Consider the following 21060-nt stretch of genomic DNA (forward strand, 5'->3'; position numbering starts at 1 on the left):
GGGCGCGACAGATGACGGATGATGTTAAGAAGCATGTTAAATCAAAAGCAACATGGACGAGATTAATATACCTTATACTTTACGCGATCATTTTTCGGGTCGCCAGTATTGTACTCTTTGCTATCACCATCATACAATTTCTAAAGGCCCTGCTGACCGGCTCTCCTTTTGATCGGATACAATCCTTCGGGGGAGCGCTTGCGGAATATAATAAACAACTTGTCGCCTATTTATCCTATCAGAGCGATGAAAAACCTTTCCCTGTTGGACCCTGGCCGCCGGAAACGCCTCCTGCGACCGGAAATGATACAAGCGATGACGTGATCATCGTGGCCGAGGAAACCTCTGATAAGCCGAAGCCGTCAGAAGACGCAAATAATGACAAAGGCCCAAATAATGCGTAGTCTTTGTGGAGCCTTTTCATAGGACATAAAGATGGTCAATAAACTTCAACAGCTTCTCGACAGCAAACCCTTCTTGCTAGCTGATGGCGCCGTCGGAACTAATCTCTTTGCCGTCGGCTTGCAGTCGGGTGACGCGCCAGAACTGTGGAACATCGATGCCTCGGAGAAAATCCATAATTTGCACAGGGGTTTCGTTGAGGCTGGCTCGGATATCATCCTGACCAACAGTTTCGGCGGAACAAGCTACCGGCTCAAGCTTCATAACTCGCAAGACCGCGTTCGGGAGCTTAACCTTGCGGCTGCGAAAATTGCCCGGACAGAGGCAGATCGTGTTGACCGGACTATAATCGTTGCGGGCTCCATGGGACCAACAGGAGAGCTGATGGAGCCAATGGGCATGTTGACACATGAAAGCGCTGTTGATGCCTTCAAGGCGCAGGCCGATGCGCTGGTTGAAGGCGGTGTCGATGTGCTCTGGATCGAAACCATGTCCTCCAAAGAGGAAGTTGCCGCCGCTGCTGAAGCCGCCGAGGCAACCGGCCATCCGTTTGTCTGCACCATGTCATTCGATACTAATCGGCGCACAATGATGGGCATCAAGCCCGCAGAATTTACAGAGTTTTGCCATGCGTTACCCACACGCCCGATCGGCTGGGGAGCCAATTGCGGGGTTGGCGCGGGTGAGTTGCTGGAAACGGTCTTGGGACTTAGATCCACATCGGCTGAAGGAGATATCATTGTTGCCAAAGCCAACTGCGGTATTCCCGAATTCAAGGATGGCAAACTAATCTATAGCGGAACGTTAGATGTGATGGCTGACTATGCCCGGCTCGCCGCTGATGCAGGAGCCCGTATCATTGGTGGCTGCTGCGGGACCAGTCACGCGCACCTGAAAGCGATGGCTGACGCTCTCAACGGGTACACGCCCAAACGGGACATCGATATCTCGGATATCGAGGCGCGCTTTGGTCCCGTCTGGCAGGTCAAATTACCAGTAGAAGCATCTCACGGGGCTGCCCCTGCAACTGGCAGAAGCAATCGCCGCAGTCGCCGCCGCCTGAGTTAGGTTCTCTATGCGCTCGCGCTGGGGCGGGCGGATACTTTCGTATGCCAGTTTTTTAGATTATCAAGGCCATCCGGCACTTCAATCTTCGCCATGGCGGTCGCGAAATCTACAACCACCAGTGCGCCAATGTCCGCAACCGAGTAGCTGTCGCCCGCCACGAACTCCTGACCTTCAAGCTGCTTGTCTAAATCCTCGAAGAAATAAACGACCCGTTGACGTCCACGTTCCGCAAGTTCAGCAATCTGCTCAACATTGCGCGGCCCGGTTATGGCCCGATGAGCGAGCCGTGGCGCGGAGTTACGGAGCGCTTCCGCAACTGCCATAAAGCCGTTCACATTAATATAATGGCACCAATCATTGATACGCGCACGCTCTTCCGGTGAATTACCAAATAGCGGTGGTTCGGGGAATTTCTCTTCAAGATAGCGATTGATCGCGTCGATCGAAGAGATCCGGCTTCCGTCATCCAGCTCCAGCACCGGTACGGTGCAGTGCGGATTAATAGCCTTGAATTCGTCGTTAAACTGCTCTCCTTCACGGATATTAACAATCACTTTTTCAATATCTATTCCCTTTTCCGCCATAAAGATCCTGACACGACGCGGGCTAGGCGGCCCTGGGCAATCATATAATTTCATTCTTATTTCCTCATCCAGTGTTGCGCCCCAGACTAGTTAATTACCCTGTAAATTAAGAAACCCTTCAAAGATCTCATCGTCGCCAATCATACCGATAAGTTTTCCATCTACAACAAACAATACCGGCGAACCCGAACGACGGCGAATTTCAATCACGTCCCTGAGCATGATATCGGCAGGTGCGGTGACAAATTGATTATACTCGATTCCAGCAATACTTTCCGGACCCGTATAAGAGATTATTTCCGACGGTTGTCCGTTAGACGTACCCGATAAAATTGTGGATACCTCGTCTATTTTCAGACGGCAGTATCCTGCACGGTCTAACAAAAGCTCTCCGTCATTTCTTGGTATATTTTCTGTCAACGTCATCAATGTCCTGCCTTTAAGAACATTGAGCGGGTTCATATGCCCCACAAAATCCGCGACATACTTATTCGCCGGATTACGGACAATTTCCTCCGCCTCATCATATTGTACAATCCGTGCCTGATCCATGATCGCTATTTTGTTGCCAATCTTGAGAGCTTCATCAAGATCATGGCTAACAAATATGATGGTCTTGTGCATTCTTTCCTGAAGCTCCAGAAGCTCATCCTGTAACCGGTTGCGGATCAACGGATCAAGCGCGGAAAAGGGCTCATCCATCAGCAGAATGTCGGCATCGGTTGCGAAGGCCCGGGCAAGACCGACGCGCTGTTGCATACCGCCAGACAACTCATGTACGAACTTGTCCTTCCATTGATCAAGCTGCACCAATTCCAGCTTTTCCTCGACGATACGGTTTCGTTCTCGCTTGCCCACCCCACGCAGCTCCAAACCAAAGCCGACATTTTCCGACACGGTTCGCCAGGGCAGCAACGCAAATTGCTGAAAGACCATTGAAATACGGTGCATTCTGAGATGCCTTAGTGTTACAGCATCGCATTCGGGCAGATTTATCTGATTTCCCTCATGCTCAACCAAGACCTTTCCACGTGTGACCTTGTTCAGCCCGTTGACGGCACGGAGCAATGTCGACTTGCCCGACCCAGACAAGCCCATCAGGACACAAATCTCACCTGCCTCAACGGAAAGCGACGCCCCGGCCACGCCGAGTACATTTCCCGTTTCAGCGAGGATTTTCTCGCGGTCTGCCCCCTGATCGAGCAAGGCCAACGCAGGAGCGGGAGTTCCCCCGAAAATAATATCGACATCCCTGAATTCTACGACAGCCATCCTACTTCTTCTCCGTGTTAGACGGCTGCTTACAGACGCGATCAAGCAATATGGCGATAATCACGATGGCAAGACCCGCCTCAAATCCCTTCGCGATATTCACCGTATTAAGGGCCCGCAAGACAGGAACACCAAGGCCAGGCGCCCCAACCATTGCCGCAATCACCACCATGGAAAGACAGAGCATAATGCACTGTGTCACGCCGGCCATTATGGTCGGCGCCGCATGAGGTAGTTCAATTTTCCAAAGAATCTGCCGCTTTGTCGCGCCGAACGCCTCTCCGGCCTCAATAAGGGATTTAGGAACATTGGAAACACCCAAATAGGTAAGTCGGATTGGCGCAGGGATAGCGAAGATAACCGTGGAGATCAGCCCCGGCACCACGCCAAGGCCGAACATGATCATTGTCGGAATCAGATAAACAAAAGTCGGGATCGTCTGCATGAGATCAAGCACCGGACGTAAAAATGTATAGAAACCCTGACGATGCGCCGCCACTATCCCAAGCGGGACACCGACAATGACGCAGCTCAATGTTGCAAACATTATCAGACCCAGGGTTCGAACCGTCTCTTCCCAATACCCAAGGTTAATGACAAGCAACAAGGAAAGCAGGATCAGAAGAGAAAGTTTCCAGCTTCGATGCAGTGCATAGGCCAGCGCGGCGAATATCGCCACCAGAAGAAGAGGGGGACACCAAAGCATCAGATCAACCAGCGCATTGATCAAAAACGCCAACCCATCCGAAAAACTGTCGAAAATCCACGCCCCATGATCAAGCAGAAGATCAACCCCATCGCTGATCCATTTACCAAGTGGAATTTTATGATCGGTAAGCCACTCCATCTCACGCCCCCCCTATTCTACGTGGTCTGAATATGCCGAATAACGAAAATGGCGGCAGGATGATTACCTTGCCGCCATCTTTCAATTACATCCCGAGATCTTTATTAAGGGCTTCCGTCGCATCGCCGCCATCGAATGTTGTGACGCCCGCCACCCATGCCGCGGGCACATCCGGATGGGCTTTCAGCCAGGCCTTGGCCGCCTTATTCGGATCCTCACCATCGTCAAGAATCGCCCCCATAATTTCGTTTTCCATCGCCAACGTAAATTTCAGGTTAGATATGAGTTTGCCCACATTCGGGCAATCTGCCAGATATCCCTTGCGCACATTCGTATAGACTTCCGCGCCGCCAAAATTCGGCCCGAAGTAATCGTCACCACCGGCAAGATAGTTCAGCTCAAAATTCGCGTTCATAGGATGAGGCTCCCATCCAAGGAAAACGACCCATTCGTCCTTCCGGTCAGCCCGTGCGACCTGAGACAACATCCCCTGCTCACTCGATTCAACAACCTCAAAGCCTTTCAACCCAAAGGCATCCTTATCGATCATGTCCTGAATCAGGCGATTTCCATCATTACCGGGTTCAATTCCGTATACCTTACCACCCAACTTTTCCTTGAATTTTGCGATATCAGAAAAGCTCTTGATACCACCATCTGCCGCGGCTTTATTGACGGCAAGCGTATATTTCGCTCCGGAAAGATTCATTCCCGTGGTTTCAACTGATCCGTCTTCGCGATACGGCGCAATATCCGCCTCCATTGTCGGCATCCAGTTCCCAAGAAAGACGTCAATATCCCCGTTTTTCAGGCTAGCGTAGGTAACCGGAACAGACAAAACAGTCGCCGTTGGTTCATAACCCAACGCCTCCAGAACAACGGAAGCTGCCGCTGTAGTGGCTGTAATGTCCGTCCAGCCGACATCAGAAAACCTTACTTTCTTGCATGTTTCAGAATCTGCCGCGAAGGCCGTTGGGCCGGCTGCGAGCACTACCGCTGCGGTAATCAAAAACGTCCTTGAAAATTGTTTAAGCATTTCGTCGCTCCCTGTTTTTAGACACAATAATTTCTGCACGCGATAGGTAATGGCTCCCCTCCCTTAGCGCCAGATACTATAAAGAAGTCGACGTTCGGGTTCTTCTCAGGTTTTCAACCAGTACTCGCCGTCATCTTTCCTCTTAAGATGCCCAGCTGTCGGCGTCGCGAAATGTGTTCCGATAATCAGTGTATCCGAATTACTGTATTTCTCCAAAAATACCTTCCGAGTCGTCCGGGCGGCATCTGCATCAGCATCAGCGGAGCTTGACCATTCAGGCCGGGCAATCTGGCAGGGATGATGCATGCTATCGCCGGTGATAATCGCCTCCTCCCCTGCGGAACGGATTTGTACACAGACATGCCCTGGTGTATGGCCAGGGGATGGGAACAGGCTTACCTCATCACAGATCTGATGATCCATGGCGACCAGATCAGCAAGCCCCGCATCAACAATTGGCGCTACGGAATCGCCGATGACGTCCCCAAACTCTTCTTGCGCCGTCGACCGCCAATAGTCCCATTCCTTTTGCCCAATCAGGTAGCGTGCATTCGGAAATGTAGGAACCCATTTGCCGTCCACCAGCATCGTATTCCATCCCACGTGATCGACATGAAGATGTGTACAAAGCACAGTATCAAAACTCTCGCGTGGATATCCGGCCGCCTCAAGGTCTTCCAGAAAAGTTGTTTGCATCATATTCCAGGCAGGAATTTCTCGTTTTTTATCATTACCAAGGCAGGTATCGACAATAATCCGCCGCGAACCCGTATCGATGATAAGCGCGTGAATGCTCATGATCAGCTTACCTTCCGCTGTCGCAAAATGCGGGACAAGCCAGTCAATGGGCTGCACGGCCTCCGGGGTCGCCTGCGGCAGGATAAAACGGGTGCCGCCCGTTGCCTCCACCTCAACAACACGGGTAATCTTCACATTGCCGACTTGCCAATTGCTCATCCGGGGTCCTCCTTCATTTTTATTATTTTTAATTACCGTCGGTGGAGTATAGCCGTTCCAAGCCGCCTTACAATGCCGTTCAGTTGGATTTACCAAAAGTCAGCCAGGCGGCATAGATCCGCGTAACTGTCGTTATCCAGCACATGGCACCAAACATGAGCGCGATGATCAAAAAATAGTCCGGGAATATGCACATCAACAACATTGCGGCAATTGTCTCCCCGCCTTCAGCAAGACCGCCGAGATAATAGAGCGATTTGCGCCCCTGAATATCCGTCGATATGCCGTATTTTTCTGCCATTATTGCGTAGGTCAGAAAGCTCGACCCTGTGCCCATGAAACTGAAAATGAGAAAGGCCGCATAGAGTGCATTTTCGGGGCGAGCCAGCGCAAACCCAAAAACAACCGCCGCATAAAAAATGAAGTCACAGACAATATCAAGATAGCCCCCGAAATTTGTCAGTAGCGAATGGCGCGCAACAGCGCCATCCAGGCCATCAAATAGCCGGTTCAGCACAATAAGAATAAGGGCTACGCCATAGTGCTCTGTCGCGATAAAGGGAACCGACAACATGCCGAGGAGAAAGCCAACGACCGTGACAGTATTCGCGGAAACTCCAATGGCGGCAATTTTCGTTCCCATCGCATTTAAGGGCGGATCAATGATATTTCGCAGCGCTGCATCAAACATTTTTTCTTCGAAATACCCTATTGATTCACCCAAATAACCGTGAGATCGTGAATTCAAAAGTTACATAGTAGGATTCTAATAACAAGGCAAAGCGATATCGCTCCTGCTCCCGATAATGTGAATTAGCGTGAAACGGTTAAGCAATGGCTCAAATACACGAATTTATTGCTCTTATTGACTGGAAAGGCGCGGTCAACGGCCCAACGACGGACTATAAAAGCTATTCCCGCGACTATGAGATTTCAATCGATGGACGGCCGGTCATCAAGGGGTCGGCGGCCCCGGCATTTCTTGGTACGGATGACCGCTATAACCCGGAAGATCTGCTGGTCGCGTCGCTTTCCGCCTGTCATCTGCTGAGCTATCTGGCACTCTGTGCACGAAAGAATATCTCTGTCACCGCGTATCACGACGAAGCCTGGGGAAAAATGGAAATGCTGGACGGTAAACTTAGGTTCTCTGAGGTTATCTTGCGGCCCGTGGTGGCCATAACGAAGACAAGCAATCTAGACAAGGCAAGACGCCTTCATCACGACGCTCATGAAACTTGCTTTATCGCCAATTCAGTGAATTTTCCTGTCCTCAATGAAGCAATTGTGGAGTACGCTGACTAACTAAATTTTAATTCAAAAAATGCAAGAATCTTTGAAGCAATAACATTAGGCGAGACCGGGAATGCAGCTGAAATTTGAAGCCGCTATTTTTAATGAGGAAGTTCTTGACGCACTCCAGGAGGGCGAGCACCATAAAAGCCTCTCAGATAGCTGGGCAGAGACGCATTATTTTGACGTCTATGCGGAAAGTCTCGAACAGGCATGGGAAAAAATGCGCCGCAAATATAGTGCGGAGCGCGGCTTCGTCATCAAATCCATAGAAGAAGTTGACTAGGCGTCGCGGCGCTTAATATCCCACATAATAGGGATTTGCGCCGCCTGCATGGTCAGTGACATCCAAAACCCGTTCGATTACCGGTACGGCGGATTTGATTTCCACTTCCACACCCTGCTTTAGCGTCGCATCGGCCATTCCACACCCCTGGCAACCACCCGCCATTTCAACAAAGGCGGTGTTGTCCTTAATGTCGATTAGGGTGATGTATCCGCCGTGCGCCGCAATCGCAGGATTGATCCGTGTCTCTAGAAGGACGCGGATTTGATCCGCCTCTTCAGTTTGAAGACCCGGTCGATCCGTCGCAACGGCGGTCTCTTCTTCGACCATGCGTTCAAACCGCACCCGGTGAATGTCGGGGACATGGTGCTTCAGCGTATTTTCGATTTTGATTTGCGTGCCGAATGCGGGTGTTGACAGACCGGAACTGTCCATCTCCAACACAACAACGCCTTCCGTGGGATCAAAGGATTTAAACGCGACGTCACCTCCGTCCTCACGAAGCTGCGGCTGGACACGTGTATCTATCAGCTCAACTATGGAATCAACGATCTTCTGATCATCTTCAGAATAGCTGGCGCTGGCTACCTGCTGATCCCCGTTCAAAACGGGCATACCACTCATATAATGGTCCATGATGGCCGCAAGGACCATTGGCTTGAGCTGTATCCACAGAGTCTTGTGCTCGTCGTCTGTCCGTTTGACGATCGTCACATAATCTTCCCCAAGCTCCACAGTACGGACGCCGGGGATATCAAATAGACGTGCCGCAAGGGGAGAGCGCGCGCGCCCTTCCTTCTCATCTTCAAACAGGATAGAACCCGATACCAGAACCTGACGGCCGGGCAGAAATTTCATCCTGTCTTCATTTTCATGCGGCAAGGTCTGAATAAACATTAAGAACTCCTGTTCCCTTTGTCGGGGAAATTAATATACGGCCGTCAGCTAGCAGAATAAATTTGCGTGGGCAAGCTACAAGGGTAACATAATGCGCCCGCCCACACATGCAATAGCCGTAGAAATCGCAATTTACTATACTGTTGCGACCGGATTGGCAGGAGACCCAACCGCGCCCGGCAAGCGGATTGGTGGGGCGGTCAACATGAAACGTGAACGTTTATTTGCCTTTAGCCAGTTATTCAAGGGCGTCAGATACCAAAGTTCCCCCAGATGTATGCCGAGCTTGAACAGGCAATGCTCATGGATCGGGAGGAAGGCGCAGCTTCCCTGTCCGGGCACAGACGGGTGCGCCTCAACCGCATAGTTATCCGCGATCAGAAGGGAAAGGCCTGAATCGGTGATCCAGTTGAGAAGCTTGCCATCGCGTCCATTGAGCGCGGCACAGGATCCATGCAACTTATCCTTATCCGGATTTCCGTTCATCTCCATAATCATCTGGGCAAATCCGGTATGCAGGCAAACCATATCCCCTTCCTCGACCGTCACATTGTCTTTTTCCATGACACGCATCAGTTCGTCATAACCGACAAGCGTCTGGGCGCGGCCGAATTCGCCTTCCAGATCAATCATCACACCGCGTCCCTGAACTCCGGCCGCCGCCATATTCTCGATTCCGAGTGCCAATGCGCGGGGACCTCCCTCATCTTCCGGTCCCTGAATATGCTCCCCACCACGATAGCCGTTATAATAGACAATCTCCGCCTGGCCATCACCATCGGCGTCAAACTCCTGCCCTACATGGGCCAGACTATCCCACTGCGACGAATACTGCGTATGCAGGACAACCAAGTCATCACAGATCACATCAATCATGTTTGGGTCATCTTGTGACAGGTTATAGTTCATGTTCGGCCTGTCACCGGATCTGACTGTCGGCGAAATTTTCGGGGGGTGACGACGGGGATTGAGAAGATTTCCACCCGGCAGATCAAGTGGCAAACTAAGACAGAAGCGCTCCCCCGTTTTTATTTCCGCCGCGGCAGCGAGAATTTTCTCCGGCGTAATAAGGTTCAGGCGACCTATCTGATCATTTTCTCCAAAATCGCCCCAGTTTGATCCATTCGGTCGTTTCTGCCATCTAGCCATCTTTTTTTTCCTTATGTTATTATTTTCCCGTCAGCATACCTGCAAGACGGTCGCCTGCAAAGCCCTACTGCGACACGAATTGACCTTGGGCGCGCAACCTGCTAGCTCTAATAAAAATAGGTTCGGGCGCGATAAAAATGAAAAACGAAACAACCATCGCCGTCAAGCTCATCACGACACTGTCGATTGTTTATGTCGCGAGCAATTTTTACCGCTCTTCTATCGCCGTAATTGCGCCGAATATGATGGATGAGCTTGGGCTCACTCATGAGGAGCTCGGCGTTGTAGGTGGCACTTTTTTTATTGCGTTTGCCATTTTCCAGGTTCCAGTCGGTATTTTCCTTGACCGCTACGGCCCCCGAAAGACCATATGTGGCTTGATGTTTTTTGCGGTACTGGGATCTGCTGGATTTGCCATGGCCTCGGATTTTCTTGAACTCACCGCGGCCCGCTTCTTTATCGGTGTTGGCTGCGCCCCCGTTCTAATGGGCTCTCTTGTTATCATATCAAGATGGTTATCGGCTGAAAGGTTCGCCTTTTATACGTCACTTATCGTTGGCATAGGCGGGCTTGGCAATATTCTGGCAACAACGCCAACAGCAATCCTGACGGACATGATTGGTTGGCGTGATGTTTTCTGGGTCGCGAGCCTGTTCAGTGCCGTATCCATTATCTTTGGATATTTAATCATCAAGGATGCCCCCGCAGATCATGCTTTCCACTCTAGAAAGGTAGAGAGCATGAAGGACACATTGGGAGGGGTGATTGGCATAATAAGGGATCGCCAGTTTCAGCTCGTTTTTACCATTAATCTTGTTATCTACGGGACGATCATGTCGATTGTCGGTTTGTGGGGTGGAAATTTTCTGCGGGATGTCTACGGGCTCGATTTAACGGCACGCGGCAATATTCTTTTCTGGATGACTGTTGCGGTTATTGGCGGTGCGTTCTTTTATGGCTACTTGGATGGTGTGTGCAAGTCCCGCAAAAAGCTGGTGGCGACTGCAGCGATCACTACAATAATTCTGCTGGTCATACTTGGTTCAATTCCCGTGGTTTCGGTCTGGCAAATATCTGCGCTTTTGATCCTCTTCAGCTTTTTTGGGAACTATGGCGTCCTGATAATGTCCCAAGGCCGTTCCATTTTTCCGGAAAGGCTATTGGGACGCGGTATCGCGACATTGAATACAGCCGTGTTTCTGGGTGTATTCCTGCTACAGTCCATGGGCGGATTTATAATTGGCACCTTTGCCACAGAAGATGGCACCGCACCACTTGAGGCCTACCGGGTTCTCTATTTAAGCCTCGCGGCAATTGTCGGCGTCGCATTGCTGATTTACAGCCGATCGAAGGAATCTAAAACGCCCAAAGAAAAAGCGCCGGAAGCTGCTTGAACAGGCAGGTCCGGCGCCGGTAACTCTAAGCTCAAATGCTCTCTGATCAGTCGCGGTAATTCGCTCCCTTGCGATCGAGAAGACGCAGGAGGCCCGGCCATTCAAGACCTGACTGAGAGGCACTGATTTTAAACTGGGAGGCGGCATGCTCGCAGACTTCACGGGAAGGAAGAATCAATTCGGAGTCCCCCGCAAGCGCCTTGATTTGTGATTCACAAGACTTCTCAAGATAGAAAATCCGGCGGAAAGCTTCTGAAGGCGTTGCCCCAACCGTCAGCAGTCCGTGATTACGCAGGATCATTGCAATGCTGTCACCCATATCGCGAACCAGACGTTCGCGTTCATCGAGATCCAGCGCGATGCCTTCATACCCATGATAGGCCAGACGGCCATAGAACATCATCGAGTGCTGGCTCATTGGCAGCAAACCCTGCTTCTGCGCGGCAACGGCCATACCGGCCGTCGTATGCGTATGGAGAACGCAGCCCACATCCTCGCGCGCGCCGTGGATGGCGCTGTGGATTGTGTATCCCGCGGGGTTAATGAAAAACGGCGTATCATCGAGAATATTTCCGTCGATATCGACCTTGATCAAGCTTGACGCCGTAATTTCGTCGAAGAAGAGGCCATAGGGATTGATCAGGAAGTGATGATCACTGCCCGGGACACGTGCAGAAATATGAGTGAAGACAAGATCACTCATGCCGTAATGAGCGACGAGATGATAGCAGGCCGCGAGATTGACGCGCGTTTCCCATTCCTCATCGCTGACCTTGCCCTGCAGGCTGGGTACCATTTTATTTATCTTATCAACACCCATATCGATATTCCCTTTTTCAGTTTTTAATTTGTATGTGATTTCAGCATGTTGCGAGCGATGACAAGTTGCTGAATTTGCGTTGTCCCTTCATAAAGCCGTAGTAACCGAACATCTCTATAAAAACGTTCAACCTTATATTCCGACATATAGCCTGCGCCACCGTGGATCTGTACCGCCCGGTCCGCGATTTTCCCCGCTGCTTCAGTTGTAAACATCTTGCAGCAGGCTGCCAGCATCGAGATATCTTCATCATTATCATATTTATTGGCTGCATCCAATGTCATTGCTTTGCCTGCGAAAAGTTCTGCCTGGCTATCAGCGAGGAGAGCCTGTACCAATTGGAACTCACCAATCACGGTGCCGAACTGCTTGCGTTCAGCCGCGTATGAAAGACCCTCTTGTAGAATTCGTTCCGATATGCCGGTGGAGACGGAACTTAAATGTAATCTGCCGCGGTCCAAAACTTTCATGGCGGTATAGAACCCCTGCCCCTCAACTCCGCCAAGCAGGGCAGATGCAGGAATACGGGCATCCTCAAAAATAACATCACTGGTTTTTGTGCCCCGCTGTCCCATTTTTTCATCAGCTTTGGCAATCGTGATTCCCGGCGTACTGGGGTCGACGATAAAGGCCGAGATGCCGGATGCCCCTTTTTTTGACGAGTCGGTTCGCGCCATGACGGTCAGCATGCCCGCCCGCAGTGCGTTGGTGATATAACGTTTGGTTCCGTTCAGCACGTAATCATCGCCATCCTTTACGGCAACGGTCCGCAAGGAAGCAGCATCAGAGCCCGCCTCCGGTTCAGTCAGGCAAAAGGAAGACATAATCTCTCCGGAAGCAAGGCGCGGCAGATACTGCTCCTTCTGCGCCTCCGTCCCAGTCATGACAAGGCCCTGGCTACCAATGCCGACAGTAGTCCCGATCACCGAACGAAACGCCAACGACGCATTGCAAAGCTCATGTATAATCTGGCATTCCTGCGCCATACTAAGACCGAGCCCGCCATATTCCTCCGGTATCGACAAACCGAAAAGACCAAGCTCGCGCATTTCCTGAATAATCTCTTCCGGCACGTCATTGGTCTCTTCCACCGTGTCTTCGGCGGGGATAAGTTTCTCTCGAACAAAGCGCGTCACTGCGTCTTTCATTAATTCGAATGTCTCAGTGTCCAGAGCCATCTTCTTTCCTTCTACTTTCTTATTTTTGTTTGCAATTAGTCTATCCCGCACATTACCTCGATGCTTCTTGCCAAACCAACGAGGCGGGGGCCAACTTCTTCCCGCAGGGTCGCTTCTGTTACCAGATAAGCGGAGCCACCGCAATTAAAGGCGACAACGTCGCCTGTTGAATTATCCCGAGCAGCCACGCCAACCGCGTGAAAGCTCGATTGCCAGTCACCAATTGAAAGGCAATAACCAAAATCTGCGTAGTCCTTCAGCGCCGCTTCAAACTCCTTTTTTATTGTTGGCCATTCATCCGCAAATTTCCGCCGAACATGGTCTAGAAGAAAATCTCTCTCTCCTTCCGGGAGTTTACAAAGAAACGCGCGGCCAATTGCAGTTTTCGCAATCGGTAAAAAAGAACCAACCTCTAGTCGAAGCGTGCTTTCATCCGCGCCCCGGGCCGTTTCAACATACATCATATTCAGCTGTACTCGCGTTGCTAGGGCAACTCCAAGTCCAGCCTGTTTTGCAAGATCATGCATCAACGGGCGGGACATCAAGCGAATCTTGTTATTTGCAAGGAATGTATAGCCTAGGGAAAGAACCGCCGGTGAAGGCTCGTATTTGCCGAGACTCTTGCGATAAATCAAGTAGCCAAGCTGTAGCAAGGTACTTGTGAGGCGTGAAACCGTCGAACGCGGCAATCCCGTTCTCTTGGCAAGCTCATTGTTACCAAGCGCGCCCTCCCCTGGACGAAAGGCCTGCAATATTTCAAGGCCACGTGCCAGAGAAGTCACAAAATGCCGATTGTTATCCGGCGTTGACACCCCCCCAACGAATGTATTGTCTTTTAGCATTTTCTAACAATGGTTTAAATTGGATTTCTCAGGAAAAAAACTTGCAGAATTCCATTCCACTATGCAGAATGCGGCCCTATCTGGAAACAAAAAAATCCATATTAAGTTTTCTTGGGAGAAAATAATGAGAATTAAGCTAGGATTGTGCGCGGCTGCAACGGCAGCGGCGTTTACTTTTTCGACTGCGGCATTTGCCGACGACGTAAAACTACCCAGCACAATCGCATGGAGTGCCTATAACACTGGAACCACCGGTTATAACCAGTCGGTTGCCATCGGCAAGGCGTTGAAAGATAAGTATGGCGTCGATCTTCGGGTTGTTCCGGGCAAAAATGATATTTCTCGTATGGGTCCGTTACGCTCAGACAAAGTTCAGTTCGTAGCAAACGGTGCCGGCACTTTTTACGCCTCTGAGGGTGTTTTTAACTTTGCCGCCCCGAGTTGGGGACCTCAGAAGGTACAGGTCCTGATGACCTCCACCTCCAACGCCGGCCTTCTCCAAGCCGCGACGGTCGAATCAGGTGTTAAGTCTTTAGCGGAGCTTAAAGGAAAACCCGTCGGTGTCGTTCGTAGTTCTCCTGCAGTGACAATTGCGACGGAAGCTTATCTTGCATTTGCCGGGCTGACGTTCGACGATGTTGAGGTTGTAGAATTTGGTGGCTATGGCGCCATGTGGAAGGCTATGGAAACCGGGCAGATTGTTTCTGCTTTCGGATCAACCGTGACTGGACCTGCCAAAAAGCTGGAAGCAACGCCAAAAGGTATTTACTGGCTGGAAACACCAGCGGCGGACAAAGAAGGCTGGAAGCGTCTTCAGAAAGTCGCACCCTATATAGTTCCTCATACCATTACTTTGGGCACGGGCAATATCACCAAAGAAACACCAATGGACGGTGCTGCCTATCCCTACCCAATCTTGATCACGCGTGCTGACCAGGATCCGGAGTTGGTATATTCAATGGTGAAAGCCGTACATTCAGAATATGACAACTACAAGGATGCGTTGCCTGCCATGATTGGCTGGGCTCTTGACCGCCAACAGTTTGAATGGGCCGTTCCTTACCATCTTTCCGCTGTAAAGTACTGGAAAGAAGTAGGCGTTTGGACAGACGAAATGGAAGCGCATAACAACAACCTTCTAAAGCGTCAGGACATATTGGCCGAAGCCTGGGCAACCATGGAAGCCAAGAATCTTGACGGTGAAGAGTTCAAGGTCGAATGGATGAAAACCCGTGCGGATGCGCTTGAATCTGCCGGCATGGATCCAATTTTTAAGTGATTGATCACATCAATGAATGATCTCAAGTCAAAAGAGAATGATGCGGTGGCGGCTACTCCGGTAGTCCGCCACCGAAATCTTTCTACCGTGTGGCGGGCAATCCTTATTGCCGTAACACTTATTGTTGTTGGATTAGCAATAAACCAGCTTTTCAATTTTAGGTTCTTCGTCGGCCATACTTGGCTTGATAATGAATATCAATATGCACTTGTAGGACTCCTGGTCCCACTCGTATTTCTAATTTTTCCGGCATCCGGCAAAGCCACATTCGAAAAGGTGCCTTGGTACGATACTGTACTCGCAGCTGCGACCTTTGGCTTGGTTCTCTTCTTCTTCGTCAATGCAGAGAAAATCATTGATAACGGCTGGGAGATGGGTGCGCCAAATAATATTATCATCCCGGGATTTTTCCTTTGGTTGTTAATCCTCGAGGCAACTCGCCGCGCCGGTGGTACAGCATTGGTTGTCATCGTTACCCTGATTTCGCTCTATCCGCTTTATGCCGATATTATGCCTGGTCCAATTTCGGGGTTAAGCAGTTCCCTCTCAGATACCGTCGCATACCACACGCTGAGTGCAGAGAGTATGCTTGGCATCCCCTTGCGGGCGCTCGCGAACCTCGTTATCGGATTTCTGGTTTTTGGTGTTGCTCTCACCCAGACCGGCGGTGGTAAATTCTTCATTGATCTGGCATTTGCGGCGCTTGGACATGTGCGTGGCGGACCGGCAAAGGTTGCTATTTTCTCTTCCGGCCTTATGGGTTCGATGAGCGGTAGTGTGATTTCGAACGTTATCACCACCGGTGTCATGACAATCCCGGCGATGCGGAAAACAGGCTTCCGTCCCTCTTACGCCGCAGGTGTTGAAGCCTGTGCGTCAACGGGCGGTGTTCTAATGCCACCGATCATGGGTTCAACTGCCTTTATTATGGCCGTGTTCCTGAACATCCCATACATCACAATTGCCGTCGCGGCCATCATTCCATCGGTCCTTTACTATCTGGCACTGTTCATACAGATTGATGCCTATGCTGCCCGGCACAACATGCCAGGTCTGCCACGGGATCAACTTCCAAAACTGGGAGAGACCTTCCGTCAAGGGTGGCATTTCGTAGCCGTATTTATTCTGCTTATTGTCATGCTTGTTTACTTGCAGCAGGAAGTACTTGCGCCTTTCTATGCAACGGCATTGCTACTTGTCATCAACCAGATTTTCTCATCAAACCGGTGGGGAATGAATGAGTTCTGGGAATTTGTCCTTGCTACCGGCAAACTGCTCGCAGAGATTGCCGCCATTCTGGTCGGTGTTGGACTGATTGTTGGCGCCTTATCCATTACGGGTATGGCGGGCACATTGGTCAATGATTTGATCTTTATGGCTGGCGGCGACATTCTCGTTCTTCTGTTCATGGGCGCGGTTACGAGCTTCATCATGGGCATCGGTATGACTGTGACTGCCGCTTACATCTTCCTTGCCATTGTCCTTGCTCCTGCTCTTGTGCAGGGCGGCCTGGATCCGCTGTCGGTGCATCTGTTCATCCTCTATTGGGGTATGGTGTCATTCATTACGCCGCCTGTTGCACTGGGAGCCTTTGCGGCTGCGTCTATTGCTGGGGCTAACCCTATGCGCACAGGTTTCGAGGCAATGCGGTTGGGTTCAATCATTTATTTTGTGCCCTTCTTCTTCGTTCTCGATCCGGCCTTTATTTTCCGCGGAGAGTTGAGCCAGACGGCAATATTGTTTGTCTCAGCTGTGGCAGGCGTCGTCCTGATCGCAAGCTCTTTGCAAGGGTATCTTGTATGGATTGGTAATCTGCACCGCCATGCCGTACTGGGCTGGCCAATCAGAGGCCTTATCCTTATCGGAGGTCTGGCACTGGCGACACCAGGCGGGAGCGATCTGATTCCGTTTAGCAATCTGGAATTAGCGCTCTTTGCGTTGGTCACCGCTGGCTCTGGGGCAGCTATGGCTTACTTTATTGATAAGCGCGCAAAAGCGACAACGGCTATTTAGGTAGCCTGTCTAACACGATAAGGCGCCCGCTCAGTTATCTGGGCGGGCGCTTTTTTTATTGCCGTATTGGAAAGTTCGATAAAAGCCTGTAGCGCTTGCGATGCTCCGCGCCTCAGCGTATTGTGCCGCCCAATTATCCATTTACCAGAAACGGTGAGACATATGAGACGTGGCCTGACAATCGCAATGATCGGGATAGTCATACTTTTTTGCGCGGCGATCATCACCGTGTATCTCTCGATTGGATCAGTCATTACCACAACCGTTGAAGATTATGGGTCGGCAATTACGGGAACAAAAGTTTCCGTAACTGAGACAGAATTTTCTCCAACATCAGGTGACGCAGAATTACTCGGGCTGAGAGTAGAAAGCCCGAAACCATATGACGCGCAACCGGCTTTTCTGGCATCCCGCGTCAAAATACAAATCGATCCTAAGACAATCAATAGCGATACCGTCATCATTAAACGCATAGAAATAGAAGCGCCGGAAGTTACCTACGAGATTACAGATACCGGCGACAATCTGAGGGCAATCCGGGCCCATATAACAGAGGCAATGGCTGTCGAAATGAACGGCCCACTCCCAAGCAACCGCCCAAACCGCGCCAAAAAGTTCATCATAAATGAGCTTTATATAACGAATGCGGTTGTCATCGTTCAGGCCGAGGACCTGACCGGAGAAAGAACGACTGCAGTACTTAAAAATATCCATCTCGAAAATCTCGGACGCGAAGAAAAAGGCCTCTATCCAGCTGCTTTACTCGAACAAATATTTAAACCCGTTCTTCAAGCCGCGACACTCGCCGCACTCACAACGGACCTCAACTTTTCGGACCAGGCTCTCAATATCCTGCGCGGCGCCAGCGATCAGACGGAGGAAGTGATCAATCACCTTCAAAAACTACTGGAAAAATAAAGTTGCCGCTAATCGTCGAAGCGGGCATAACAGCAATTGTAACAACTGTTTGTTAGGACCAGTACGTGGCTGAAAATACACGAACACGTGAGGAAGGTCTTCACCGGAGCGATAATCGACGGCAAGAGTTAATGGCGGCAGCGGCGCACCTGTTTAATCAGCGGGGCTATGACGCGACGTCAATGCGGGATATCGCCCGTGAAGCCGGGATGCTGGCGGGCTCCATGTATTATCATTTCTCGTCCAAGGATGACCTGATCATCGCAACCTATGAAGAAGGGAAGCGGCTTATCAGCACAGCGGTCCTGGAGGCAATTGAGGGAGTCGACGAACCATGGGAGCGATTAACTCAGGCTGCAATTGCCCATATGAACACGTTGTTCGGTGGCAATAATTTTTCAATCCTGCTTTGCGCCGATATATCCCGGACAGCCCCGACCCTTCGAAGCCGCCTGATCGAAATAAGAGACAGTTATGATAAGCTGTTCATGGATTTGATCGAGGATCTACCGCTGCCTGACGATATTGACAAAGGGTTGCTGCGTCTAAGCTTGCTGGGATCACTGAACTGGTCGAGCAGCTGGTATCGCCCTGGCGGTCAGACACCTTCTCAAATTGGTGCCTTTTTTGTAAGAGTTATGAAAGAGGGTCTAACATGAGTAAAACGAAAAACTATTTCACATATTATTTATGTGGTTAAATTATTTTACAAAACAAACAAGAAAATAATGTTGCACTCCCCACAAAATTCCCTATATCTAATGTCAGTATGACAGGGATCTTCCCTTTCATATTGTTGAAGGCATGGTAGTGGCAAATTAGCGTCTAGCAATTGTTGTTATTATATAAAATGATAATATAGGCCGTTGATTGCTGGGCCGAAGTATGGCTAAACTAAAGGCATTGGCGGGATTCAGAACGATACTCTCCCCCTCTTTTGCACAACGCGGGTAAGAAAGTTGAACGAACTAAAAATCAAGACGGACCCAGTTCCGAGGAAAGAAATATCTTCTGTCGTTATTCGGTTCGCGGGTGACTCAGGTGATGGCATTCAAATCACCGGCAGCCGGTTTACTGATACAACAGCACTGGCTGGTAACGATCTTGCTACCTTTCCTGATTTCCCAGCTGAAATTCGTGCCCCAATCGGAACGACCTTCGGTGTCTCTGCTTTTCAGATCAATTTCGGCTCACGACGGATTGAAACGGCAGGCGATGACCCCGATGTCCTTGTCGCCCTGAACCCAGCGGCTCTAATGGTCAACATCGCCCGCCTAAAGCCTGGCGGGATGATCATTGTTGATAGTGGCACATTTACGGACCGCAATCTGAAGAAGGCTGGGTATATCAATAATCCGCTCGATGATCACTCTCTGGAAGCTTATACAGTTCTGGATATCAATATCACGAAACTCGTGCTTGAGGCGGTCAAGGAGTTCGGTCTTTCCCAGAAAGAAGGCTTACGCTGTAAAAACTTCTGGGTTCTTGGCCTGGCTTACTGGATTTATGGTCGTGATCGCAGTGACACAATAGACTGGCTCAAGCGTAAATTCGCTAAGCGCCCGGACATTGCGGATGCGAATATCGCCGCGTTGAATGCGGGCCACATTTATGGTGAAGCTTCAGAGGTTGCAGGACTAACGCAACTTTATGCAATCCCTCCCGCAACGATGCCTCACGGTCTCTATCGTACCGTCACTGGCGGCGAAGCTCTTGCCTGGGGATTGGTTGCTGGGGCGGAGCTGGCAAATCTGAAAATATTTTTTGGGTCTTACCCTATTACCCCTGCATCTCCCGTGCTGCATTCACTTGCGAAGATGAAACAATTCGGCGTCAAAACCTTTCAGGCCGAAGATGAAATCGCCGCGATCTGTTCTGCAATTGGTGCCTCCTATGCTGGTTCGCTTGGCATTACGTCTTCTTCTGGCCCGGGCATCGCCCTGAAAGGTGAAGCCATTGGCCTTGCCATTTCAACGGAACTGCCACTGATTATATTGAATTCGCAGCGGGCCGGCCCATCGACCGGCCTCCCGACGAAAACCGAGCAGTCTGATCTTTATCAGGCCGTATATGGTCGCAATGGCGACGCACCACTTGTGGTTTTGGCTACACATGGCCCATCGGACTGTTTTGAAGTCGCGATCGAAGCCTGCCGTCTTGCCACCAAGTACATGACGCCCGTTATGCTGCTAACAGACGGTTATATTGGCAATGCGGCGGAACCCTGGCTGATCCCGAGTATTGAAGATCGGGAGCCATTCCCGGTAACGTTTGAAACGAATGCGGAGGGCTTTGAGCCGTTTAAACGCAACCCCGAGACGCTGGCGCGGCATTGGGCCGTTCCAGGAACGCCCGGGCTTGAGCATCGCATTGGCGGGATTGAGAAAGAAGATGGTTCGGGTAATATATCTTACGAACCCGCCAATCATCAGAAAATGACCGATCTGCGACGGGACAAGATACTTAATATCGCGAATGATATTCCCGAGCAAACTGTTGAAAATGGAGCGTCGAGCGGTAAATTAGCAATTGTCGGATGGGGATCGACATATGGCCCGATTAGCCGCGCTGTCGACAACAAGTTATCGGAAGGCAAGGAAGTCTCGCATATACATTTACGCCACATTTGGCCCCTACCGCGAAACTTAGGCGACCTGCTTCGCGGATTTGATAAGGTTATCGTACCGGAAATGAATGACGGACAACTCAAAACAGTACTGCGCGATCAATATCTGATTGCCGCGCAACCTTTGACCAAGGTAACCGGCCAGCCATTCAAAATTTCTGAAATTGAGCGTGCAATCGATGCGGCGTTGGAGAATTGA

The 21060-nt window shown here is 50.5% G+C and carries 21 protein-coding genes; 10 read left to right on the forward strand and 11 right to left on the reverse strand.

Annotated features, from left to right (window positions below; translation table 11 throughout):
* The first annotated feature begins 11 nt into the window (after positions 1-11).
* Together GQE98_RS12230 and bmt are read left to right on the forward strand one after the other, a co-directional pair.
* Complete coding sequence (locus tag GQE98_RS12230; RefSeq protein WP_161315906.1) at positions 12-404, forward strand: DUF4389 domain-containing protein; 393 nt, start codon at positions 12-14, stop codon at positions 402-404.
* A 31-nt stretch (positions 405-435) separates the two neighbouring features.
* Positions 436-1470 carry a betaine--homocysteine S-methyltransferase gene (bmt, locus tag GQE98_RS12235; protein ID WP_161315907.1) on the forward strand — a complete coding sequence of 345 codons (1035 nt, stop codon included), beginning with the start codon at positions 436-438 and terminating at the stop codon, positions 1468-1470.
* 5 nt (positions 1471-1475) lie between these two features.
* On the opposite strand, the gene GQE98_RS12240 is transcribed toward bmt, so the two are convergent.
* From GQE98_RS12240 to GQE98_RS12265, 6 genes are all read right to left on the reverse strand, one after another.
* On the reverse strand, positions 1476-2108 hold the full coding sequence (locus tag GQE98_RS12240; protein WP_161315908.1) for a glutathione S-transferase family protein: 633 nt from the start codon (positions 2106-2108) through the stop codon (positions 1476-1478).
* Between the two features lie 36 nt (positions 2109-2144).
* Entirely contained in the window at positions 2145-3326 is a 1182-nt protein-coding gene (gene choV / locus GQE98_RS12245) for a choline ABC transporter ATP-binding protein (RefSeq protein ID WP_161315909.1), read from the reverse strand.
* A 1-nt stretch (position 3327) separates the two neighbouring features.
* Entirely contained in the window at positions 3328-4173 is an 846-nt protein-coding gene (gene choW / locus GQE98_RS12250; RefSeq protein WP_161315910.1) for a choline ABC transporter permease subunit, read from the reverse strand.
* Positions 4174-4258: 85 nt separating this feature from the next.
* Entirely contained in the window at positions 4259-5209 is a 951-nt protein-coding gene (locus tag GQE98_RS12255; RefSeq protein WP_161315911.1) for a choline ABC transporter substrate-binding protein, read from the reverse strand.
* 105 nt (positions 5210-5314) lie between these two features.
* Positions 5315-6166 carry an MBL fold metallo-hydrolase gene (locus GQE98_RS12260; RefSeq protein ID WP_161315912.1) on the reverse strand — a complete coding sequence of 284 codons (852 nt, stop codon included), beginning with the start codon at positions 6164-6166 and terminating at the stop codon, positions 5315-5317.
* A gap of 79 nt (positions 6167-6245) precedes the next feature.
* Positions 6246-6857 carry a CDP-alcohol phosphatidyltransferase family protein gene (locus GQE98_RS12265; RefSeq protein WP_161315913.1) on the reverse strand — a complete coding sequence of 204 codons (612 nt, stop codon included), beginning with the start codon at positions 6855-6857 and terminating at the stop codon, positions 6246-6248.
* A 143-nt stretch (positions 6858-7000) separates the two neighbouring features.
* Here GQE98_RS12265 and GQE98_RS12270 point away from each other — a divergent pair, with 143 nt between their 5' ends.
* Positions 7001-7471, forward strand: coding sequence for an OsmC family protein (locus GQE98_RS12270; RefSeq protein ID WP_161315914.1), 471 nt, complete (start codon positions 7001-7003; stop codon positions 7469-7471).
* 61 nt (positions 7472-7532) lie between these two features.
* Complete coding sequence (locus GQE98_RS12275) at positions 7533-7745, forward strand: hypothetical protein (protein WP_161315915.1); 213 nt, start codon at positions 7533-7535, stop codon at positions 7743-7745.
* A 12-nt stretch (positions 7746-7757) separates the two neighbouring features.
* Here the strand turns inward: GQE98_RS12275 and GQE98_RS12280 are convergent, their stop codons facing one another.
* Complete coding sequence (locus tag GQE98_RS12280; protein ID WP_161315916.1) at positions 7758-8642, reverse strand: NifU family protein; 885 nt, start codon at positions 8640-8642, stop codon at positions 7758-7760.
* Between the two features lie 135 nt (positions 8643-8777).
* Positions 8778-9791, reverse strand: a complete 1014-nt coding sequence (locus GQE98_RS12285; protein WP_161315917.1) for a cyclase family protein — start codon at positions 9789-9791, stop codon at positions 8778-8780.
* A gap of 137 nt (positions 9792-9928) precedes the next feature.
* Between GQE98_RS12285 and GQE98_RS12290 the strand changes: the two genes are divergently transcribed.
* Positions 9929-11185 (forward strand): MFS transporter, encoded by a 1257-nt coding sequence (locus GQE98_RS12290; RefSeq protein ID WP_161315918.1) that lies wholly within the window; start codon positions 9929-9931, stop codon positions 11183-11185.
* Positions 11186-11231: 46 nt separating this feature from the next.
* Here GQE98_RS12290 and GQE98_RS12295 read toward each other — a convergent pair whose 3' ends face one another.
* Genes GQE98_RS12295 through GQE98_RS12305 form a run of 3 tightly spaced genes read right to left on the reverse strand, consistent with a single transcriptional unit; the run spans position 11232 to position 14025 of the window.
* A complete protein-coding gene (locus GQE98_RS12295; protein ID WP_202526258.1) occupies positions 11232-12005 on the reverse strand; it encodes a class II aldolase/adducin family protein in 774 nt (257 codons plus the stop codon).
* A 23-nt stretch (positions 12006-12028) separates the two neighbouring features.
* Positions 12029-13183: an acyl-CoA dehydrogenase family protein gene (locus GQE98_RS12300; protein ID WP_161315919.1), complete on the reverse strand. Its 1155-nt coding sequence runs from the start codon at positions 13181-13183 to the stop codon at positions 12029-12031.
* Between the two features lie 35 nt (positions 13184-13218).
* On the reverse strand, positions 13219-14025 hold the full coding sequence (locus tag GQE98_RS12305; protein ID WP_161315920.1) for an IclR family transcriptional regulator: 807 nt from the start codon (positions 14023-14025) through the stop codon (positions 13219-13221).
* A gap of 124 nt (positions 14026-14149) precedes the next feature.
* On the opposite strand from GQE98_RS12305, the gene GQE98_RS12310 reads away from it, so the two are divergent.
* The 5 genes from GQE98_RS12310 (at position 14150) to GQE98_RS12330 (ending at position 21060) form a co-directional block, all read left to right on the forward strand.
* Positions 14150-15304 carry a TAXI family TRAP transporter solute-binding subunit gene (locus GQE98_RS12310; protein WP_161315921.1) on the forward strand — a complete coding sequence of 385 codons (1155 nt, stop codon included), beginning with the start codon at positions 14150-14152 and terminating at the stop codon, positions 15302-15304.
* 12 nt (positions 15305-15316) lie between these two features.
* Positions 15317-17317 carry a TRAP transporter permease gene (locus GQE98_RS12315; RefSeq protein ID WP_161315922.1) on the forward strand — a complete coding sequence of 667 codons (2001 nt, stop codon included), beginning with the start codon at positions 15317-15319 and terminating at the stop codon, positions 17315-17317.
* A 162-nt stretch (positions 17318-17479) separates the two neighbouring features.
* Positions 17480-18235: an AsmA family protein gene (locus GQE98_RS12320; protein WP_161315923.1), complete on the forward strand. Its 756-nt coding sequence runs from the start codon at positions 17480-17482 to the stop codon at positions 18233-18235.
* 65 nt (positions 18236-18300) lie between these two features.
* Positions 18301-18894 (forward strand): TetR family transcriptional regulator, encoded by a 594-nt coding sequence (locus GQE98_RS12325; RefSeq protein WP_161315924.1) that lies wholly within the window; start codon positions 18301-18303, stop codon positions 18892-18894.
* A gap of 300 nt (positions 18895-19194) precedes the next feature.
* A complete protein-coding gene (locus GQE98_RS12330; protein ID WP_161315925.1) occupies positions 19195-21060 on the forward strand; it encodes a 2-oxoacid:acceptor oxidoreductase subunit alpha in 1866 nt (621 codons plus the stop codon).

The sequence above is a fragment of the Sneathiella litorea genome, assembly GCF_009882915.1.
GTDB classification, from domain to species: Bacteria; Pseudomonadota; Alphaproteobacteria; order Sneathiellales; family Sneathiellaceae; genus Sneathiella; species Sneathiella litorea.